Consider the following 18,424-nt stretch of genomic DNA (forward strand, 5'->3'; position numbering starts at 1 on the left):
CGCGTTCACGAGCGCGCCGACGTGCGGCCGGCAATGCGCCCGAACGTTGCGCCCGAAACGAGCCCGGTTCCCGCCGGGTAGTTGTCGTAGAAGAGGCCGCCGACCATCTCGCCGCAGGCGGTGAGCCCCTCGATGGGCCGCCAGTCCGTGCCGATCACGCGGGCCTCTTCGTCGATCTTCAGGCCGCCGAACGTGAAAGTGATGCCGCCCGTGGCCGAGTACGCGTAGAACGGCGCCTTGTCGAGCTTGAGCGCCCAGTTGGTCTTGTCGGGGCTCAGGCCGTGCGTGGCGAGTCCGTCCTTGCCAGTGGGGTCGAAGCCGTCCGAGGCGTCGTGCGCGGCGGCGTTATAGGCTTGCACGGTGCGCAGCGCCTGCGCCTTGTCATCGATGTCGAGCTGGGCGATCAGCGCCTCCAGCGTGTCCGCCTTGAGCGGCTCGCTCGTCGCGTAGCGCGGTTCCAGCAGATGCACGGTCTGCGAGTCGAACAGCTGATAGACCTTCGCGCCGGGCTCCGCAAGAATCGCGCGGCCGTACTTCGCGTAGGTGAACATCGCGCCGTCCTCGCCTTCGTCCACAAAGCGCAGGCCCTTGCGGTTGATCATCACACCATAGAGGTAGCTCAGGCGATTGCTGCGGTCGGTCATTTCGCGCGGCGCGAAGTTGCCCCAGTCGGCGCTGATCGGCGTGGCGTGGCAGCCGCTCCACTGGCCCCACGGCATCGCGCCGATCTCCATTGCCATGCGCAAGCCATCACCCTGGTTGTGCGGCGTGCCGCGCACCTTCGCCCCACCCACGAGCGGGCCGATATGCTGCGTGCGCATCTGCACGTTCGCCTCGAAGCCGCCGCAGCCGAGGATCACCGAGCGGCTGTTGAGCGTGCGGATGCCTTCGTCGTCGCGCACGCGCACGCCGCACACGCGGCCGCTCGCGTCCTGCAGCAGCGCCGTGACGGCCGCGCCGTAACGCACCTCGATGTCGAGTCGCTCGGCCGCCGCGAACCAGCCGCGCGACAGGCCCACGCCCTCGTGCTCGGCGCGCACCACGAGCCCGCGCGCCCAGATGATCTGATTGCCCTTGCGCACGCCGGTGAGGCTCACGGCCGGCTCCATGCGGATCTGGCCGGTTTTGTGCATCCAGAACACGGTGTCTTTCGAATTGTCGACGAGCACGCGCGAGAGCACAGGGTCGGTCTGGCCGCTCGTCACGCGCATGAGGTCGCCGTGAAAGTCGCTGCGCGTGTAAGGATTAATGCCCGCGTAAAAGTCCTCGAACTCCTTTTCCACGCCCGGCAGGAGCGGGCCGATCTCGCGCGGGTCGTCGAAGGCGAAGCGCAGCACGCCGCCGCTCCAGTGCGTGTTGCCGCCGCGCATGCCGCGCGGCGCCTTTTCCAGCACGACAACGCGTTGGGCGCCGTTTTCGCGCGCCGATACGGCGGCGGCCAGTGCGGCGTTGCCTGCGCCTACCACGATCACGTCATAGTCGGTCATTCCGGGGCTCCTCTCGGTGGGGACGTTTGCTGGCGTTTCGATGTCGGTCCGAATGATGGCCTGCGCGTTTCGCCCGGCTTGGCGCCGTAATCGTTTCGCGCGCAACCAAACGCTTTTCTCGCGCTTTCCGCGTACTTCGCTGACGACACGCAGACCGCCTGATTGTCCGAATCAGAATACGACTGTATACACAAGTACTCCAGTAAGTACATTCCCTGGCTACATGACGGGTCGCGGAAAGGACTAGGCTTTCGCCATCTCGTCGGCCATGGCGAGCGTGCGCAGTGACGATTCGTTGTGTGTGCCACGGTTCGCGCGCCGGTATGTCTGCGGGTAAGCCTGCTGCGCCGGAAGCCTTGCACCGATCCGGCCACCGCCGCCACGCACGCAAGGCCGTGCGCTGCGGCAAATGAATCAGAATCACAAGAACGTGCCTCGGCAAGCGGCGTGTGTCCGTTGGCCCGAGCCTTTGTGCAGAGCCAGGAGACATGAGCATGGCAACCCCGAGCGGCCCCTTGTCGATTCCCGTCAGCCGCGCAACCGCGATTTCGGAGCAGGCCACTTACCGCAAGGTGGCGTGGCGCCTCACGCCGCTGTTGCTGCTGTGCTATGTGGTCGCCTACCTCGACCGCGTGAACGTGGGCTTCGCCAAGCTGCAGATGGCCGCCGACCTGCAGCTGTCGGACGCCGTCTATGGCTTCGGCGCGGGCGTGTTCTTTCTCGGCTATTTCCTCTTCGAGGTGCCGAGCAATCTGATCCTGCATCGCGTCGGCGCGCGGGTATGGATCGCGCGCATCATGATCACGTGGGGCGTGGTCTCGGCGCTGACGATGTTCGTGCGCACGCCGGGCATGTTCTTCGTGATGCGCTTCTTGCTCGGCGTGGCCGAAGCGGGCTTCTTTCCCGGTGTGATCCTGTATTTGACGTATTGGTATCCGTCGAGCCGGCGCGGCATGACGACGGCGTGGCTCGTCACCGGCGTGGCGCTCTCCGGGCTGATCGGCGGCCCGCTTTCGGGCTGGCTGCTCAAGACGCTCGACGGCGTGAACCAGTGGCACGGCTGGCAGTGGCTCTTTCTGGTGGAGGGGCTGCCTTCCGTCCTTGTCGGCTTCGTTGTGCTGGCGAAGCTCGACGAGCGCATCGAAACGGCCCGCTGGCTCAGCGACGACGAAAAGTCGCTCCTGCTCGCCAATCTGCGCGCGGACGCCCAGGCGAAACCCGTTGTCTGCCTGCGTGCGCTCTTTGCGAATCCGCGCGTATGGCTCATCTCGCTCATCCACTTCCTGTTCGTGATGGGGCTCTACGGCGTGGGCTTCTGGCTGCCCACCATCATCAAGAGCACCGGCGTGGCCGATCCGCTGACGATCGGTCTGCTCTCGGCGATTCCGTTCGGCGCGGCCGTGATCGCGATGCTGGCGGCGGCGAGGCACGCCGACCACCGCCGCGAGCGCCGCAAGCACGTCGCGGCTTCGGCGTTGGCGGGCGCGCTCGGGCTTCTGCTCGCCGTGCTCTGGGCGAACCACACAGCGCTCGCCATGTGTGCACTGACGCTCGCGGCGGCCGGTATCGCATTCATCAACGCAATCGGCAATCTCGCGGGTTTTCTCGGGCCATACGCGGTGGGCTGGCTCAAGGAGGCGACGCATAGCAGCGCGCCGGCCATGTATCTGCTCGCGGCATGCATGGCGCTCGGCGCGCTGCTCGCGCTCGCGTTGCCGGCGCGGCTCGTGGACCGTTAGCGCGCCGCGCAAACCGCACAACCACCCGGCGCGCGCGACGCGCGGCCAGATCAAGGAGGCGATGTGGATATCAGGAAGTGTCGGCTGTATATCGGCGGTCAGCGTGTCGAGGCGCACAGCGCTCGCGTGCTGCCGAGCGTGAATCCCTATACCGGCGAAGTGTGGGCCGAGATTCCCGAGGCGGACGAAGCGGACGTCGCGCGCGCGGTGGCGGCCGCGACGCGTGCGTTTCACGACGGCTGGCGGCAGACTTCGGGCGTGGCGCGCGCGGCGCTCATGCTCAAGCTCGCCGCGCTGATCGAAGCCAATGCGGACCGCATGTCGGCAATCGAGAGCGCCGACAATGGCAAGATCGTCCGCGAGACGCGCCCGCAAATGCTGTGGGTGGGACGCCAGTTGCGCTATTTCGCGGGCTATGCCGACAAGCTGTTCGGCCAGCATGTTCCGCTCGATCAGGCCGATACGCTCGACTTCGTTTCGCTCGAACCGTATGGCGTGGTGGGCCTCATCACGGCCTGGAACTCGCCGCTCTCGCTGCTCGCGAACAAGCTCGCGCCCGCGCTCGCCGCGGGTAACTGCGTGGTGGTGAAGCCGTCCGAGCACGCCTCGGTGTCGACGCTCGAATTCGCCTCGCTGGTCGAGGAGGCGGGATTTCCACCGGGTGTATTCAACGTGGTGACCGGTGGCGCCGAAACCGGGCGCGCGCTCGTGAACGATCCCGGCATCGCGCTCGTGAGCTTCACGGGTAGCGCCAACGTGGGCCGCGAGATCGCGGCGGCGGCGGGGCGGCGCCTTGTTCCCGTGAAGCTGGAACTGGGCGGCAAGTCGCCCAACATCATTTTCGACGACGCCGATCTCGACAAGGCCGTGGTGGGCGCGCTCGCCGGCATCTTCGGCGCGACCGGGCAAACCTGCGTGGCGGGCTCGCGCCTCTTCGTGCAGCGCGGCGTGTATGCCGAGGTGGTCGAGCGTCTCGCCGCACGCGCGCGGGCCATCCGCATGGGCGACCCGTGCGATGCGGCCACCGAAATGGGCACCGTGGCCAACGAGCCGCAGTTCCGCCGCATCCTCGCCGCCATCGAGGCGGCGAAGGCCGCGGGCGCGCGCCTCGTCACGGGCGGCGCGCGCGCGCAAGGCGCGGCGCTCGGCAAGGGCTTCTTCATCGAACCGACCATCTTCGCCGATGTCGACAACGCCAGCGAACTCGCCCAGGAAGAGATCTTCGGCCCCGTGCTCGCGATCATTGCGTTCGACACCGAAGCCGAGGCGATCAAACTCGCCAACGACTCGCGCTATGGCCTCGCGGCCGGCATCTGGTCGCAGGACATTTCGCGTGCGATGCGTGTGTCGAAGGCGCTGAACTGCGGCACCGTGTGGGTCAACACCTATCGCGCACTCGCGGCCCAGGCACCGTTCGGCGGCATGAAGGAATCGGGCATCGGCCGCGAGCGCGGCGAAGCGGGGCTGCGCGAATACCTGACCACGAAGAACGTGATGATCGATTACTCGAGCGCCGTGCGCGACCCGTTCGCGATCCGCACGTGAGCGCGCGGCCAGAACGCATGACAGGAGAAGCAGGCATATGAACGCGATTACCCGTATCGGATTCATCGGGCTTGGCGTGATGGGCGGCCCCATGTGCGCGAATCTCGCGCGCAAGTCGGCGCTGCCGGTTCACGCATTCGACATGTCGAAGGAGGCGCTCGCCGAAGCCGTCGCGAACGGCGTCACCGCGGAGGCTTCGCCGACGGCAGTGGCGCGCGCCGCCGACATCGTGTTTCTCTCGCTGCCCTCGATCGATCAGGTCGAGAGCGTGTGCGCCGAACTCGCGAGCGCAGGCGAGCGCCTGCGAACCATCGTGGACATGAGCACGAGCGATGTCGCACGCACGCGCGCGCTGGCGCAGAAGCTCGGCGAGCGCGGCATCACGCTGATCGACGCACCGGTGGCCCGCACGCGCGAGGCCGCCGTAAAAGGCACGCTGATGATTTCGGTGGGCGCGACCGAGGCCGACTTCGCGGCCGTGCAGCCGCTGCTCGCGCTGATGGGCTCGGACGTGCTGCATTGCGGGCCGGTCGGCAACGGCCAGACGATCAAGATCCTCAACAACATGCTGGTGTTCATGACCGTCAACGCGCTTTCGGAAATCATCACGCTCGGCCGGCGCGCGGGCTTCGACGGCGAGACGCTTTTCAGCCTGCTCTCGAAGGGTTCCGCGGACAGCTTCGTGCTGCGCAATCACGGCATGAAGTCGCTCGTGCCGGACAGCTTTCCCGAGAAGGTGTTCCCGCTCGTCTACGCGATCAAGGACGCGGGGCTCGCGCTCAATCTCGCGGCGGAGGCGGGGTTCGAGCCGCATATCGCGAACTACACGTATGACCTCATGTGCCGTGCGCGCGACGCGGGCTTCGGCCAGAACTATCACCCGGCGATCGTGCAGCTCGTGGACGGGCGCGTCGGCTCGCCCGCGCCACAGCGGCACGTGAGCGAGCCGGACTGAGACAGCTTTGCGCCACGCGCCGCTTTCGCGGCGGCGCAGTGCAGCGCGCACACTGACTCTCGTTGTATCGCCGACATCAAGGAGACGGGCAATGACAATGGCCTCACAGGAAGCCGCGATCATTTCGAAGATTCGCCGGCATATCGTGCCGCTCCTGATGCTGTGCTATTTCGCGGCGTACCTCGACCGCGTGAACCTCAGCTTCGCGGCGCTCTCGATGAACGAGGAACTGGGCTTCACGCCCGCCGTGTTCGGCGCCGGGGCAGGCATTTTCTTTTTGGGCTACGTACTGTTCGAGGTGCCAAGCAATCTGGCGCTGCGCCGCTTCGGCGCGCGCCGATGGTTCGCGCGCATCATGCTCACGTGGGGCGTACTTTCGCTGATGTTCGCCTTCGTGCGCACGACGCCGCAATTCATGGGCTTGCGCTTCCTGCTGGGCGTGGCCGAAGCCGGCTTCTTTCCCGGCGTGATGTTCTTTCTCACGCAGTGGTTTCCCGCCACGCACCGCGCACGCATGATCGGCGCGTTCGCCGTGGCGATTCCGGCCTCGGCGGGCATCGGCGCGCCGCTTTCCGGCCTGCTGCTGAACCTGCACGGCGCGGGCGGCCTGAGCGGCTGGCAGTGGCTTTTCATCATCGAGGCAGTGCCTTCGCTCGTGCTCGGCGTCGTGCTGCTGCGCACGCTGGCCGACTCGCCGAGCGAGGCCGCCTGGCTCGACGACGAGGAGCGCCGCTGGCTCAGCACGCGCCTCGCCGATGAGCGCCGCGCGCTGCCGCCCGGCGACGGTCATGCGGGCGCGTGGCGCGCGCTGTGCAATCCGCGCGTGTGGGCGCTCGGTTTCGTGTATTGCGGGATCGTCGCGGCCAACTACGGCGTGACCTTCTTCCTGCCGCAGATCGTGCGCGCTTTCGGCGCGTCGTTCACGGCGGTGGGCTTCATGTCGGCGTTGCCGTTCGTCGCGGCGGCGATCGGCGTGCTGTGGTGGGGCGCGCGCTCGGACCGGCTGCGCGAGCGGCGCTGGCACCTCATGATTCCCGGCATGGTCGCGGTGCTGGCGCTGATCGTCGTCGCGCTGACCGACTATCCGCCGGTGCGGCTCGCCGCGCTGATTGCCGGCGGCTTCGGTGCGTTCGCCAATCTCCCGGTGTTCTGGGCGCTCACGCCGACGCTGCTCGCGCAAGCCGAGGCGGCGGCGGGCATTGCCGTCGTCAGTTCGATCGGCAATATCGCCGGGTTTCTCGCGCCCTATGCGGTTGGCGTGCTCAAGCAGGCGACCGGCACGTTTGCGAGCGGGATGCTGGGGCTCGCGGGTTTCATCGTGGTGACGTTGATCGTGGCGGCCGTGCTGCTGCGCACGCGTCGCGAGGGCGCGTCGCTCGCGAGCCGCGCGGCGCCTTGACCCAAAGCGGGATCCGGTAGCAGGGCGGCTCCGGCCGTGCAACGGCGCGCAGTGTTTGCGCGCGTTTCTTTTCTTTGCAACGTTTTGCTGGACATGCCCGAATGGCCGATGCGAACAGTCATGTCGCCACAAGTCACTTCGTAGAACGAAGCGACGCGCAGACGCATCGCTCATCCGCGCGTGCCCGGCAAGCGTCATACCGACTGACGAACCGGCGCCCAGGCGAACGAATCGTCCTGACGCACGCCAACCGCGCCGCAGGCGAGCAGCGCCGCGCACTCCTGTGCGCTGAGCCCGGCGGCTTCGAGCACCTCGAGCGTGTGCTCGCCAAGTTCCGGCGGTGGCAGCGTGCCGGGCGATGCGCCTTGCTCGGCCATGCGCGGAAACTCGGGCACGTCGAACGGCAAGCCGCGATAGTCGACCGCGCGCAGCTTGCCCGGCTGATGCGCCTGCGGCGCTTCGAGCACGCGTTCGAGCGGCAACACCTCGGTGCAGCCCACGCCGATTGCCTTCAGGCGCGCGGCAACGTCGTCGAAATCACAGGCGCGCACGGCGTGGCGCACGATCTCCTCGACGCTCTCCCGCGCCTTCTTGCGCTGACGCAGCGTGGCGAGCGCCGCATCGGTGGCCTGCGGCAGACCGAGCGCTTCACAGAACTTGCGCCAGTGGGCGTCGTTGAGCATGAGCAGATAGATCCAGCGGTCGTCGGCCGTGAGGTACGCGCCATAGCCCGGCATGCTGAATTCGCCGTGCGGCTCGCGCTCGGGCCGGCCGAACAGATGCGTCTTCAACTGCATGCCGACGAGATCCCGCGACGCCACATGCAGGCCCGTTTCGTAGAGCCCGACCTCCACGTGGCGCTCACCGCCGTCCGCGTGTTCGCGACCTTCGAGCAAGGTCGCGAGGATGCCGATCACCGCATAGGCGCCCGCAAACTGGTCGTGATACGAGGGCCCGAGGCGGCTTGGGCGGCCATTCACGCGATTGGCCTCCATCACGCCGGTGGAGGCCTCGGCAACGGGGTTCGACGCGAGATCTTCGGCCTGCGGCCCCGCCGCATAGCCGCGGATATGGCAGTAGACGAGCGCGGGATTGACGGCGCGGCAAGCTTCGCGCGTCACGCCGAGCTTGCGCGCGGCTTTGGGCGCGAGATTGTGCACGAGCACGTCGGCTTGGGCCACGAGCTTCATGAATGCCGCCTGGCCTTCGGGCTTGCCGAGGTCGAGGCACACGCTCTTCTTGCCGTGGCTATAGGCGATGAATGTCCCGCTCGGGCCGCCGCGCACGAGGCTGCGCGTCGGGTCGCCGGCGGGCGGCTCGACCTTGATGACCTCGGCGCCCAGCTGCGCAAGGATGTGGCTGGCGAAAGGGGCGGCGAGCATGGTGCCCAGTTCGATGATGCGTCGTCCGGCGAGGGGTGCGTGTCTCATAGGTTTCTCGGTGGTGGGATGAGAAAGGCGTCTAAGAATGCATTCTATATTCCGCTTGAAGTCCGTGAAACGCCATAAATACGGGAAAAACCCTGACTTGAACGTTCTTCAATACTTTATAGAATGCATTCTTAACGACGCCAACAGGTGAGACCATGCGCAGAAGAACCTTTGTCTTCAGCAGTACGGCAGCCGTGTCAGCCGGGTTGCCCGGTTTAAGCTTTGCCCAGCAGGCGACGCCGGGCATCGACCCCGTCAGCAAGACCGTGACGGTCGGTGCGTTCACTCCGATCACGGGGCCGGTGCCTTTTTACGCGATCGTTACGCGCGCCACCGACGCCTGCTTCAAGTGGTCCAACGACACCAACGCGCTCAAGGGCTGGAAGATCAACTACGTCGTCTACGACGACGGCTACGAGCCTGCGCGCAGCGTTGCCGTGACGCGGCGTCTGGTCGAAGAGAACAAGATCTTCGCGCTCGCAGCGCCAGTAGGCACCGCGCAGACCCAGGCCGTGATTCCCTACGCAAAGGAAGTGGGCTTGCCCATGGTCGGCCCGGTGGGCGGCGCGAGCGCGCTCTTCACCGAGCGCCTGTCGTTTCCCCTCCTGCCTGACTACGGCTGGTCCGCCGCCTCGAACGCGGACTACGCGCTCAAGGCGCTCGGCGTGAGCCGCGTCGCGCTGCTGTGGGAGAACGACGAGCTTGGCCGGTCGGCCAAACGCGGCTTCGAGCTGTACCTCGAAGGAGCGAAGAAGCAGGCCGTCGAATCGATTCCGTTCGAAGTCCGAAATACGGATTTCACGCCGCACATTCGCCGTCTTGTCAACGCGAAGGCAGACGTGGTCATTCTGTTCGGATCGAACTCGAATCTCGCCGCCGCGCTGAAATCGGCGGACCGTATCGGCTTCGAGGCGAAATGGATGGCGCCGTTCTTCACCGCCGATCCCACCACGCGCAAGCTCGCGGGATCGTTGCTCGACGGCGTGTACTTCTCGTCGTGGCTCATGCCTGTCACCTCGAACGACGCCGAAATCAAGGCCTACCGTGACAGCATCGCGAAGTACTACGCGAGCGACCCCGTGGGCGTTTTCGGCCTCAACGGCTGGAGCAACGGCATGCTGTTCGTGAAGTCATTCAACATGCTGCTCGAAAGCGGCAAGCCGCTCACGCGCGCCAGTCTCGTCGACGTGATGGAGACAATGCACGATCAGAACATTGGCGGCACACGGGGGGTGAGTTTCAAGCCCGGCGATCATCGCGGCGCGCGCCAGGAAGGCATCATTCAGGCGACCAGCGACGGCTTCAAGCTCGTGCGCGATTTCAAGCCGTATCCCGAGCAAGTGTTCGACGCGAGGCTCTCATGAGCGAAGTGGAACTGGAGAACGTCTACGAGTCGTGGATCGGCCGCGAGGAGGTGCACACGTCCCGCATCGAGGCGGGCGCCGTGCGCGCCATGGCCGCCACGCTCGATCTCGACGCGGCGCCCACGCCAGGCGAATCGTTGCCGCCCGGTTGGCAATGGCTCTTTTTCAATCCCGCCGTGCGGCGCAGCGGCCTGGGCGCGGACGGCCACCCGCAACGCGGCAGTTTCCTGCCGCCGATCGCGTTGCCGCGGCGCATGTGGGCGGGCAGCCGCATCCGCTATCTGCAGCCCCTGCCTGTCGATGCCGGCGCAACGCGCACGAGCCGTATCCTCAAGGTCGAGAAGAAGGCGGGCAAGCGCGGGACGCTGTGGTTCGTCACGGTGGGACACGTCACGTCGTGCGATGGCCTGCCGTGCATCGAGGAGGAGCAGGACATCGTCTATCGCGAGGCAGCGCCGCCGGGCGGCGCGAACGCAGCGGCACCGGCTGTGTACGAGGCGCAGGCGCAATGGCGGCGGGATTTTCGCGCAGATTCGACGCTGCTCTTCCGCTATTCGGCGCTGACCTTCAACGGCCATCGCATTCACTACGACGAGACCTACGCGCGCGACGAGGAGGGCTATCCCGGTCTCGTCGTTCATGGTCCGCTCACCGCGACGCTGCTGCAGCAGTTCGCCGTCGAGCATGGCGGCGGGCGGCGGCTCGCGCGCTTCGATTTTCGCGGTGTCAGCCCGCTATTCGTCGACCGCTCGTTTTCGCTCGAAGGGCGCGCGGCAGCGGAGGGCGGGCTCGATCTCTGGGCGCGCGGCGCGCAGGGCGAACTGGCGATGTCGGCCACGGCGGCTTTCGCGTAGCGCCCCGGCCTCGCTGCGCCTGCTTATCGCGGGCGCCGTCGGTACCTCAATCGGATTCTCAATCGGAACACAGGAAACCTGACACATGGCACAACATCTGAGCGGTCCAGCGAATCTGGAAGGGCAGGTCGCGTTGATCACCGGCGGCGCGGGCGGCATGGGCCGCGCCATTGCGAATACGTTCCGCCGCGCAGGCGCGCGCGTGATCGCCACCGACCTCGGCGTGCACGAGGACATCGGAGCGGGCGTGCAATATCTGCGCTACGACGTGACTTCGCGTGTGGAGACCGACCGCGTGATCGACGGCGTGCTCGCCCAGCACGGCGCCATCGACATTCTCGTGCTGTGCGCCGGCATCATCGCGCGTACACCGCTTGGTGACAGCACGGACGAGGAGTGGGACGCGATCCTCAACGTGAACGTACGCGGTGTGGTGAATCCCACGCGCAAGCTTTTTCCGCTCATGTGCGAGCGCGGTTTCGGCAAGATTCTCGCGGCCGGGTCGATCGCCGCGAAGAACGGCGGCGTGGCCTCGGGTCCGGCGTATGTGTCGGCCAAGTCGGCTGTGCACGGCATGATGCGCTGGGTGGCCAAGGCGGGCGCGCCGCACGGCGTCTACGCCAACGTGCTCGCGCCCGGACCCGTCGAAACAGCGATGTGGTCGAACGTGACGGGCAACGTCGCGCCCGCGGCGAACGCAACCGTGCCGCTCGGCCGTTACGGCAATGCCGACGATATCGCCCAGGCCGCGCTGTTCCTCTGTTCGCCGGCCTCGAACTGGATCACCGGCACGTCGCTCGATATCAGCGGCGGCATGTGGATGGACTGAGGGCGAGGAGCGAGCGATGGCGACAGACAATCAGGTGGTGATCGGCTTCGTGGGCCTCGGCGTGATGGGCGGCCCGATGTGCCGCAACATGGCGCTCAAGCACACGGGCGAAGTGCTGGCATTCGACACGAACGGCGAGGCCTTCCAGGTGCTCGAGGGCACGCAAGCGCGCCGCGCGCAATCGCTCGACGAGATCGCGGCGCAGGCCGATATGGTGTTTCTTTCGCTGCCCGGCGGCCCCGCCGTGGAAGCGGTGACGCTCGGAGCGCAGGGCCTCGCGAGCGGCGCGCGGCGGCCGCAGGTGATCGTCGATCTCAGCACCACGACGGTCGCTTCAGCGCGCAAGGTGGGCGAGGCGCTGGCCGCACGCAACGTTGCATTCGCGGATGCACCTGTCGCGCGCACGCGTGAAGCGGCGCAGCGCGGCGAACTGAGCATCATGGTGGGCGCGGACGCTGCGCTCTTCGCACGTATCGCGCCGCTGCTGCACTACATCGGCACCGACGTCACCCACTGCGGAGCCATCGGTTGCGGCCAGGTGGTCAAGCTCATCAACAACGCGCTCGTCTTCGAGAACACGGTGGCGCTGGCCGAGATGATGGTGCTTGGCGAACGCGCGGGCGTGGAGCCCGCCACGCTGCTCGACGCGGTATCGAAGGGCTCGGGCGACAGCTTCGTGCTGCGCAACCACGGCCGCAAGGCGATGCTGCCGCGTCAGTTTCCGGAGAAGTCGTTTCCGCCCGAGTACGTGCTCAAGGACATCGGCTACGTGCTCGAACTCGCGGGGCAGACGGGGGTGTCGACGCGCATCACGGAACTCGCGCACCGCTACTATGCCGCCACGGCGCAGCAGGGCTACAGCGGAAGATATTTTCCGGCCGTGATCGAACTGATCGCGCGAGACGCCGAACTCGCGCCGGGAGGGGCCACGGCATGACGGATTTTCTCGGCCTCGTCTGGGCGGGCATGGTGAGCGGGTGTCTCTATGCGCTCGGCGCCATCGGACTCGTGCTCATCTACAAGAGTTCGAACGTCGTGAACTTCGCTCACGGCAATCTAGCGGGCCTCGCCGCGTTCCTCGTCTATGGCTTTACCGCGGGCACGTTCGCCCAGATGGACTGGGGCGTGGCCGTGCCGCTTACGCTGGTCCTGATGGTGGTCGTCACGACGCTCAGTTGCGCCGTGATCGCGCCGCTCGTGCTCAAGTCGGACATTACCAGCACGATCGCCACCCTCGGCATCGGGTTGATCGCCCAGGGCGGCACGCAATTGCTGTTCGGCTCGAACGTGGTGTCGCTCGACTTGCCGTTGCCGAGGTGGCGCGCGCATCTTGGGCCGGTGCGGGTGACGTCGTACGATCTCGCGGTGCTCGCGGCTACGGTCGTGATCGTCGCAATGCTGTATCTGCTGATCGAGCGCACGCGCATTGGCGTGGCGTTTCGCGCCGTGTCGGCCAATCCGTTCGCGAGCCGCGTATGCGGGCTGAAGCTCGGGCGCATCCACCTCTTTTCGTGGGTGCTGGCCGGGCTGCTCGGTCTCGTGGCCGCGCTTCTGATCGTGCCGACCACGTTTCTTTCGTCGACGAGCGTCGCGTCGTTCATGCTGCAGGCGTTTGCGGCCGCAGTGGTGGGCGGTTTCAGCAGTCTACCCGGTGCAGTGATCGGCGGGATATTCGTAGGCATCCTGATGAATATGCTGTCGTTCTATCTTTCCGCCGAGTTCAGCAACACGTACATGCTCGTACTGATGCTGTTCGTGCTCAATCTGTTCCCACGCGGCGTACTGGCTGCGCGAGGAGGCGCCCGTGCCTGACATGTTCATTCCCCCAGCCGCCGTCGCGAACGAGGCCCAAGGGGCAGATGCCGCGCTGGCCGCCGGCCGCAGCAGGTCATGGCGTGCATTCGGCGTGAGCGGCGTTGCCGGGCTCGTGCTGCTCGCCCTGCCGCTCGTGGGCGGCGGCTACTGGATCTATACGCTCGGCCTGTGTTTCGCGAACGCCATCGCCATTATTGCAGTGAGCTTTCTCGTGCGTTACGGCGGCGAAGTGTCGATCGGGCACGGCGTGTTCGTCGCGGCGGGCGCCTATACCGTGGCGCTCGTGGAGAAGTACTGGGGCTTGCCGATCTTCGCGAGCCTGCCGCTTGCGGCGCTCGTTGGCGGGGTGTTCGGCATGCTGTTCGCGTATCCGTCGCGCCACCTGAAAGGAATCGCGCTGGCGGTGGCGACCATGGCGCTCGCGCTCGCGTTTCCCGAGTTCCTCATGCACTTCTCGAAGATCTCCGGCGGTTACGAAGGGCTGTATGTGAAGCTCGATGCGCTCGGCGGCGTGCCGCGCAATCTGCAACGCTATTACTTTCCGCTTCTCGTGCTGTTCGCCGTGATCGCGTTGCTGCGGCAATTCCGCCACTCGCGCCAGGCCATGGCGCTGCTGCTGATCCGCGATTCCACGCACGCCGCCGAATCGTTCGGCGTGCGACGCAGTTGGGCGCGCCTGTCATGCATGGCGTTGAGCGGGGCCATTGCCGCGATTGCCGGGGCGATGCAGGCGTTCACCGCGTCGACCGTGTCGCCCAACAGCTTCACGCTGTGGACGTCGATCTTCCTGCTGGTGGGGTCGGTCGTGAGCCTCTATGCGCTGTCGCTGATGGGCGCGCTTGCGGGCGGTCTGTTCCTCACGCTCGTGCCGCTGCTGCTGGCCGGCGCGGGTGACTGGGTGCCGATTCTGTACGGCGCGGCGCTGCTGGCAGTCGTGTTGGGGGCGAATGCGCTGCCCGCCGGCTGGCGCGCACGGCTCGAAGGGAGGCATCAATGAGCGAGGCTATGGTGGCGCACGCAGAGGGCGCATTGGAGATGTCAGCAGGGGCACGCGCGCTTGTCGTCGACAATCTCGTGCTCTCGTTCGGCGGCAACGAAGTGCTGCGCGACGTGGGCGTGCGGCTCGAAGCGGGGGAGATCACCGGGCTCATCGGCCCGAACGGCGCGGGCAAAACGAGCTTCTTCAACTGCCTCACGGGACTCTATGCGCCGCAGCGCGGCAGCATCCGTTTCGGCGGCGAGGACATGACGCGCGTGCCGCCCACGGGGCGCGCCGCGCGAGGCTTCTCGCGCAGCTTCCAGCATGTCGCGCTGTGTCCCGAGTTGACGATTGCCGAGAACGTCATGATCGGACTCCAGCGGGGGGCCGCGGCCGGCTGGCTCGACGCGTTCCTGCCGCTTTCGCGCGGCCGTGCCGAACGCGCGCGGCACCGCGAGATGGCGCTGGCCGCACTCGCGCGCCTCGGCATCGAGCCTGTCGCCGATTCGTTGCCCGCGCAACTGCCGCCCGGCGTGCTGCGTCTGGCAGAAATCGCCCGGGCGATTGCGGGCTCGCCACGCGTGTTGCTGCTCGACGAACCAGCGGCGGGCCTCAATTCGCTCGAAACACGCGATCTCGCGAACGCGCTGAAGAAGTTGCGCGGTCCCGAACTCGTGCTCGTGGTCGTCGAGCACGACATGGATCTCATCATGGACGTGTGCGACACCATCCACGTGCTCAATGTCGGTCGCGTGCTCGCGTCGGGCAGTCCCGCGCAGATCCGCGCGAACGCGGACGTGGTGCGCGTCTATCTGGGAGAAGACGATGAGTGAAGCGCAAGCGCAGCGTCTGCTCGAAGTCGAGGCGCTCACCGTGCGGTACGGCGCGGGCCCGGTCGTGCACGGCGTGAGCTTCGGCGTGGGGCACGGCAGCGTGGGCGCGCTGCTCGGTGCCAACGGCGCGGGAAAATCGAGCACGCTGCGCGCCATTGCGGGCCTCGAGGCCGCTCAGGGCCGCGTGTGCTTCGACGGCCACGACGTGAGCCGCCTGAACGTGGCGGCGCGCTTTCGTGCGGGCATTGTCTACGTGCCGGAGGGGCGCGCCATCGTCGCCGATATCTCGGTGGCGGAGAATCTCACGCTCGGCGCGTATTTCGTCGACGCGCGCACGCGTTCGCGGCGCCGCGACATGGTGCTCGACTTCTTTCCGGAAATCGCCAACCGGCTCAAGGCGCCGGCGGGCCTCCTGAGCGGCGGCGAGCAGCAGATGCTCGCGATCGGGCGCGGGCTGATGTCGGGGCCGCGTCTGTTGCTGCTCGACGAACCTTCGCTTGGGCTTGCGCCGCTGCTCGTCGCACGCGTGTATGAACGGCTCGCTCGCATCCAGCAGGAACAGCAACTCGCGGCGCTGCTGGTCGAGCAGAGTTTTCACGCGGCGGCGAAGCTGGCCTCGCATGCGTGGGTGATGCGGCACGGCCATATCGTCGGCGAACTCGACGAGCCGCTCCTGCGCAGCCGCGAAGGCCGGCAGCGAGCCGTGGACGCCTATCTGGGCGCGCGTCAGGACGAGCGCGCGAATGCACACATCTAGAACGGAAGAGGGCACGACGATCATGGGAGCACGCATCAATCTCACCCTGCAGGGCCGCGTGATGGCAAGCGGCCTGAAATTTCCGGAAGGTCCGGTGGCGCTGCCCGACGGCAGCGTGCTGGTGGTGGAGATCGCCGGCGGGCGCCTCACGCGCGTGATGCCGGACGGAGAGCTGAAGGTGGTTGCCGAACTGGGCGGCGGCCCGAACGGTGCGGCGCTCGGACCCGACGGCCATTGCTATGTCTGCAACAACGGTGGCTTCAGCTGGCGCACCGACAACGGCTTTACGCGCCCAACAGGTGCCGCGGCGAACTACGGCGGCGGCTCGATCCAGCGTGTGAACATCGAGACAGGCGAAGTCGAAACGCTCTATACGCATTGCAGCGACGTGCCGCTGCATGGACCGAACGACATCGTGTTCGATGCCGAAGGCGGCTTCTGGTTCACGGACTTCGGCAAGACCTTCGAAGACCGCATCATGCGCGGCGCCGTGTATTACGCGCGCGCGGACGGCAGCCAGATCCGCTGCGCCGCGCATCCCGTGCTGACACCGAACGGCGTGGGCCTCTCGCCCGACGGCCGCACGCTCTACGTGAGCGAAACGGAGACGAGCCGGCTCTGGTCGTATCCGGTCATCGGGCAAGGGGAGCTGGGACAGGAAGCCTGGCCGTCACCGAATGGCGGACGGCTCGTGCATGGGCTCGCGGGCTATCAGCGTTTCGATTCGCTCGCAGTGGAAGAGAGCGGCAACATCTGCGTGGCGACGCTCGTGCGCGGCGGGATCAGCGTGTTTTCGCCCGAGGGTGAACTGCTCGAGTTCCATGAGGCGCCCGAGGGCTACTGCACGAATATCTGCTTTGGCGGCCCCGACCGGCGTACAGCGTTCATCACGCTGTCGGGCTACGGGCAGCTGTTCGAGGCCCGGTGGCCGCGGCCGGGGCTGACGCTGGCCGCTTGAGCATGTTGTGCCGCGCGTGTGTCGATTCCATGATTGAGCGCGCGGCGTAACTGGTTGCATACACAGCGAATAGTGACCCGCGTTCCACGACACGGGACTAGTAAAAATATCCGTAAGGATACCTGAGTGATGTGATTCACAGGCGACGTTTCGTCATCTCAAAAAGAATGCATTCTGCACCCTTTGCGGTTAAATCACGGAGAAACCACTTGGATACGACCACTCTCACCCCTGCCCAAAGCGACGTAGGCAACGCACCGGCCGAAGGCCGCATCACCGATCAGACCATTGCCGAAGCGCGCGCGATGATCGGCCTGCAACTGCGCCCCGAAGGCCCGTATTTGCAGGACGCAAGCGCCGATACGCTGCGCAACTGGTGCAACGGCATTGGCGACCTGAACCCGCTCTATCGCGACTACGGCTATGGGCCGGCCACGCGCTTCGGCTCGATGGTCGCGCACCCGATGTTTCCGATGGCGTTCGGCTGGCTCGGCAGAACGCGCTGGGGTCTTGCGGGCGTGCATGGCTTTTACGCGGGCAACGACTGGGAACTGTTCCGCCATGTGCGGCCGGGCGACCGCATCACGGCGATCGAACGCGTGGTCGGCGTGGAGGAAAAGGAGAGCAAGTTCTCGGGCCGCCTCGTGCTGCAGTATGTCGAGGCCAGCTATTACAACCAGCGCAGCGAACTCGTGGCGCGCGCGCTCGGCACCTGCACGCGTCACGAGCGCAAGGCGGCGCGCGACACCGGCAAGTACAAGGAGATCGTCCAGCACGAGTACAGCGACGAAGAACGCGACCGCATCGACCAGATGGTGCTCGACGAGCCCAAGCACATTCGCGGCGCGAACGTGCGCTATTGGGAGGACGTTCGCGAAGGCGAGGAATTGCCCGCCATCGCGCGCGGTCCGCTTTCGCTGATGGACACCATGGGCTTTCTCGTCGGCTGCGGACGCGGCCACACGCACGGCGTGGTGCTGCAGACAGCCGTCAGGCATCCGGGACACTTCTTCCGCAACCCGGAAGCGGGCGGCGGCGTGGAGTACACCGGCATCGGCCACCATCGCGAGTCGGTGGCGAAGGAAGTGGGCGTGCCGGGGACTTACGACTACGGCCCGCAGCGCTCGTCGTGGATGTGCTCGCTCGTCACGAACTGGATGGGCGACGCGGGCTTCATCAAGCGCGTGCGCACCGAAATGCGGCGCTTCAACATCATGGGCGATACCACCTTCTGCAAGGGCAAGGTCGTGCGCAAGTACATGAAGGACGGCGCGGGGCTCGTCGACATCGAACTTGCCGCAGTGAATCAGCGCGGCGAAGTGACCACGCCGGGACTTGCGACTGTGGCGCTGCCTTCGCGCGACGTGCGGCTGCCTGCTTTCATCGACGGCGCGGGCATCGACCTCGAACTGCCGGTCGTGCGCTGAGCGTAAGTCCAGGCGCGCTGGCGCACAGCACGGCGGCAGCGCGACAACAGCGC

16 protein-coding genes are annotated in these 18,424 nt (G+C 66.6%); 14 read left to right on the top strand and 2 right to left on the bottom strand.

Annotated features, from left to right (window positions below):
- Positions 1-5 precede the first annotated feature (5 nt).
- A complete protein-coding gene (tcuA, locus tag U5A65_RS11400; protein ID WP_321946303.1) occupies positions 6-1,487 on the bottom strand; it encodes an FAD-dependent tricarballylate dehydrogenase TcuA in 1,482 nt (493 codons plus the stop codon).
- A gap of 494 nt (positions 1,488-1,981) precedes the next feature.
- On the opposite strand from tcuA, the gene U5A65_RS11405 reads away from it, so the two are divergent.
- From U5A65_RS11405 to U5A65_RS11420, 4 genes are all read left to right on the top strand, one after another.
- Positions 1,982-3,226: an MFS transporter gene (locus U5A65_RS11405; protein ID WP_321946304.1), complete on the top strand. Its 1,245-nt coding sequence runs from the start codon at positions 1,982-1,984 to the stop codon at positions 3,224-3,226.
- Positions 3,227-3,289: 63 nt separating this feature from the next.
- Positions 3,290-4,771 carry an aldehyde dehydrogenase gene (locus U5A65_RS11410; RefSeq protein ID WP_321946305.1) on the top strand — a complete coding sequence of 494 codons (1,482 nt, stop codon included), beginning with the start codon at positions 3,290-3,292 and terminating at the stop codon, positions 4,769-4,771.
- A gap of 37 nt (positions 4,772-4,808) precedes the next feature.
- A complete protein-coding gene (locus tag U5A65_RS11415; RefSeq protein ID WP_321914489.1) occupies positions 4,809-5,726 on the top strand; it encodes an NAD(P)-dependent oxidoreductase in 918 nt (305 codons plus the stop codon).
- A 91-nt stretch (positions 5,727-5,817) separates the two neighbouring features.
- The gene (locus U5A65_RS11420) at positions 5,818-7,125 is read left to right on the top strand and encodes an MFS transporter (protein WP_321914490.1); all 1,308 of its coding nucleotides are present in this window, start codon (positions 5,818-5,820) and stop codon (positions 7,123-7,125) included.
- A gap of 194 nt (positions 7,126-7,319) precedes the next feature.
- On the opposite strand, the gene U5A65_RS11425 is transcribed toward U5A65_RS11420, so the two are convergent.
- Positions 7,320-8,555 (bottom strand): CaiB/BaiF CoA-transferase family protein, encoded by a 1,236-nt coding sequence (locus tag U5A65_RS11425; RefSeq protein WP_321946306.1) that lies wholly within the window; start codon positions 8,553-8,555, stop codon positions 7,320-7,322.
- 155 nt (positions 8,556-8,710) lie between these two features.
- On the opposite strand from U5A65_RS11425, the gene U5A65_RS11430 reads away from it, so the two are divergent.
- The 10 genes from U5A65_RS11430 (at position 8,711) to U5A65_RS11475 (ending at position 18,371) form a co-directional block, all read left to right on the top strand.
- Positions 8,711-9,919: an ABC transporter substrate-binding protein gene (locus U5A65_RS11430; RefSeq protein ID WP_321914492.1), complete on the top strand. Its 1,209-nt coding sequence runs from the start codon at positions 8,711-8,713 to the stop codon at positions 9,917-9,919.
- Positions 9,916-10,773: an FAS1-like dehydratase domain-containing protein gene (locus U5A65_RS11435; RefSeq protein ID WP_321946307.1), complete on the top strand. Its 858-nt coding sequence runs from the start codon at positions 9,916-9,918 to the stop codon at positions 10,771-10,773. The genes U5A65_RS11430 and U5A65_RS11435 overlap by 4 nt, the downstream gene beginning before the upstream one ends.
- Before the next feature lie 85 nt (positions 10,774-10,858).
- Entirely contained in the window at positions 10,859-11,602 is a 744-nt protein-coding gene (locus tag U5A65_RS11440; RefSeq protein WP_321914495.1) for an SDR family NAD(P)-dependent oxidoreductase, read from the top strand.
- A 16-nt stretch (positions 11,603-11,618) separates the two neighbouring features.
- Positions 11,619-12,539 (top strand): NAD(P)-dependent oxidoreductase, encoded by a 921-nt coding sequence (locus U5A65_RS11445; protein ID WP_321946308.1) that lies wholly within the window; start codon positions 11,619-11,621, stop codon positions 12,537-12,539.
- Positions 12,536-13,414, top strand: coding sequence for a branched-chain amino acid ABC transporter permease (locus U5A65_RS11450; RefSeq protein ID WP_321933483.1), 879 nt, complete (start codon positions 12,536-12,538; stop codon positions 13,412-13,414). Before U5A65_RS11445 ends, U5A65_RS11450 begins: the two co-directional genes overlap by 4 nt.
- A 1-nt stretch (position 13,415) precedes the next feature.
- Complete coding sequence (locus U5A65_RS11455; protein ID WP_321946453.1) at positions 13,416-14,414, top strand: branched-chain amino acid ABC transporter permease; 999 nt, start codon at positions 13,416-13,418, stop codon at positions 14,412-14,414.
- The gene (locus tag U5A65_RS11460) at positions 14,411-15,229 is read left to right on the top strand and encodes an ABC transporter ATP-binding protein (protein ID WP_321946309.1); all 819 of its coding nucleotides are present in this window, start codon (positions 14,411-14,413) and stop codon (positions 15,227-15,229) included. The genes U5A65_RS11455 and U5A65_RS11460 overlap by 4 nt, the downstream gene beginning before the upstream one ends.
- Positions 15,222-15,986, top strand: a complete 765-nt coding sequence (locus U5A65_RS11465) for an ABC transporter ATP-binding protein (protein ID WP_321914499.1) — start codon at positions 15,222-15,224, stop codon at positions 15,984-15,986. Before U5A65_RS11460 ends, U5A65_RS11465 begins: the two co-directional genes overlap by 8 nt.
- A 22-nt stretch (positions 15,987-16,008) precedes the next feature.
- Positions 16,009-16,944 carry an SMP-30/gluconolactonase/LRE family protein gene (locus U5A65_RS11470; protein WP_321934152.1) on the top strand — a complete coding sequence of 312 codons (936 nt, stop codon included), beginning with the start codon at positions 16,009-16,011 and terminating at the stop codon, positions 16,942-16,944.
- 209 nt (positions 16,945-17,153) lie between these two features.
- Positions 17,154-18,371 (top strand): FAS1-like dehydratase domain-containing protein, encoded by a 1,218-nt coding sequence (locus tag U5A65_RS11475; protein ID WP_321946310.1) that lies wholly within the window; start codon positions 17,154-17,156, stop codon positions 18,369-18,371.
- The last annotated feature ends 53 nt before the right edge of the window (positions 18,372-18,424 follow it).

It is taken from the genome of Paraburkholderia sp. J10-1, from assembly GCF_905220165.1.
In the GTDB taxonomy this organism is placed as follows: domain Bacteria; phylum Pseudomonadota; class Gammaproteobacteria; order Burkholderiales; family Burkholderiaceae; genus Paraburkholderia.